Origin of the sequence: Shewanella sp. M-Br, from assembly GCF_036245925.1 — a bacterium.
Lineage (GTDB): Bacteria > Pseudomonadota > Gammaproteobacteria > Enterobacterales > Shewanellaceae > Shewanella > Shewanella oncorhynchi.
Window position 1 is genome coordinate 1 of the sequence record NZ_BJBV01000047.1, and the last position, 1954, is coordinate 1954.

General features: G+C 47.9%; 1 protein-coding gene. It reads right to left on the minus strand.

Annotation, left to right across the window (positions count from 1 at the left end; all coding sequences use genetic code 11):
* Nucleotides 1-84: 84 nt before the first annotated feature.
* Nucleotides 85-1434 (minus strand): group II intron reverse transcriptase/maturase, encoded by a 1350-nt coding sequence (gene ltrA / locus AAA952_RS22185; protein ID WP_338259672.1) that lies wholly within the window; start codon nucleotides 1432-1434, stop codon nucleotides 85-87.
* Nucleotides 1435-1954: the final 520 nt, after the last annotated feature.

Below are 1954 nucleotides of genomic sequence, written 5' to 3' on the forward strand. Positions count from 1 at the left end.
TAATCGGGTAGCCGGAGGTATCTAGCCTCCAGCCCCCACACCACCCTGCATGCGGCTCCGCACAGGGCGGTTCATTTAGAACGCCTAACCTGTTTTCTGGTTCGGATAGTGAACCGCGATCCATCCATCTCTCAGTGAATACAATCCTGCTTTCTTAAGATACTCATTACTCAGCGCTTGCTGTATTCCTGGTGTTTTCGAGCTCCGCCATGGGCCTTTACTTGTGATCCCACAAGCAACGGCAGCTTGGATCCTGACGCCACGTTTAAGTAAGTTTTGTACCTTAGTCCGCGGTTTTCGCCACTGACGCCAGTAGCACATACGCACTCGACGACGGATCCAATGGTCTAAATCGACACACCCTTGATAAGCGTTGGCTATGCCAAAGTAGTTGATCCAGCCTTGCATGTATTGCCGTACTTTAAACAATTGATATCCCATGCTAACGCCCCAATTTCGGTTCGTCAGGCGTTTCATCTTTTGTTTAAAAATGTGTAATGTTTTAGCATGCCACTGGATCTTCCCGCGGTTAAAGGTAAAACCGAGGAACTTGCTTTGACCTACCTCTACCACTTGGCTTTTCTGTTCATTAACAACCAGTTTTAGCTTAGTGGCAAGGTAGCGAGTAATACTCTTGAGTACCCGCTCTCCCGCTCGAATAGACTTTACCAAAATGATAAAGTCGTCCGCGTAGCGGGCGAATTTGTGCCCTCGGCTTTCCAGCTCTTTATCAAGACTGTCCAACATAATGTTAGAGAGTAATGGCGAGAGTGGGCCGCCTTGAGGCACGCCTTCGAAGCTTGCTTCAAATTGGTCGCTGACCATCACACCAGCTCGCAGGTATTTACCAATAAGCGCCAGCAGACGCTTATCCTGTACCTTGATCCTCAATTGAGTCATCAACAGGTCGTGATTTACTCGATCAAAGAACTTGGACAGATCAACATCGACGGCAAATTTGCGCTTCTGTTTGATGATATCTCTGACTTGCAAGACCGCTTGTTTGGCATTCCTATTCGGTCTAAAGCCGAAGCTATTAGCCGAGAAGAAAGGGTCAAACAACGGCGTGAGAATTTGAGCAATAGCTTGCTGTATCACACGATCAATGACGTTAGGGATACCCAGTTTGCGTTTACCGCCATCGGGTTTGTCGATCTCTACGCGTCTGACTGCTGAAGGGTTATATTCACCTCGTTCCAGTAGAGATTTACACCGTTGCCAACCGCCTTGTTGCATCCAAAGCGGGAAGGCTTCGATAGTCATGCCATCGATGCCAGCCGCGCCTTTATTGGCTTTAACTTGACGCCAAGCTCGGTGTAGATTTTCAGGTTCGAGTAGTTGTTGGAATAAATCGCTGTTGAAGGCCGGTTGCATATCAATACGCTGCCGATAGTAATCGTCTGGCGACGTAGTGGGTATCGACAAGTTTGACAAGACTCCTCCTTCTTCTAAATGTTCAGGCCTTCACCATATCCCAACCATTACGATGGGCGTTGGGCTACTATGCCGTCTGCTGACTTCTGCTTAATCACATACCGAGTTACCCCGTCATGCGCTATCGGTTTTCATCTGGTTCGCTCTTTTCAGTCGATGAGATTGAAAAGCCAAGGCACTTAATAGACCAGAGCCTTACTGGTTATTGACCGATCGCGTGTTAAGCAGATCTCCCCAGATAAGAACATGAACTTTCTTTGCACTGCTGCATCCTTTACGGTGGCCATTAGATCACGTGGTTTCGTCGTCTTGTGCCAACTCACCTCTAGCCTACGCCTCATATGATGTTCTTGTTCATCAGCTCGCAAATTTGCTAGCGGCTTCCTTCAGACCAATCCTCGCGGATAAGCCCTTGCCATTCGCTAGTAGTTAACGTTTAATAACAGCATGTTATTGAACGGTGACCTTCCTACAGAGGACTTTCACCTCATTAGTTCATGCCCATGCTGGGCGTACACAA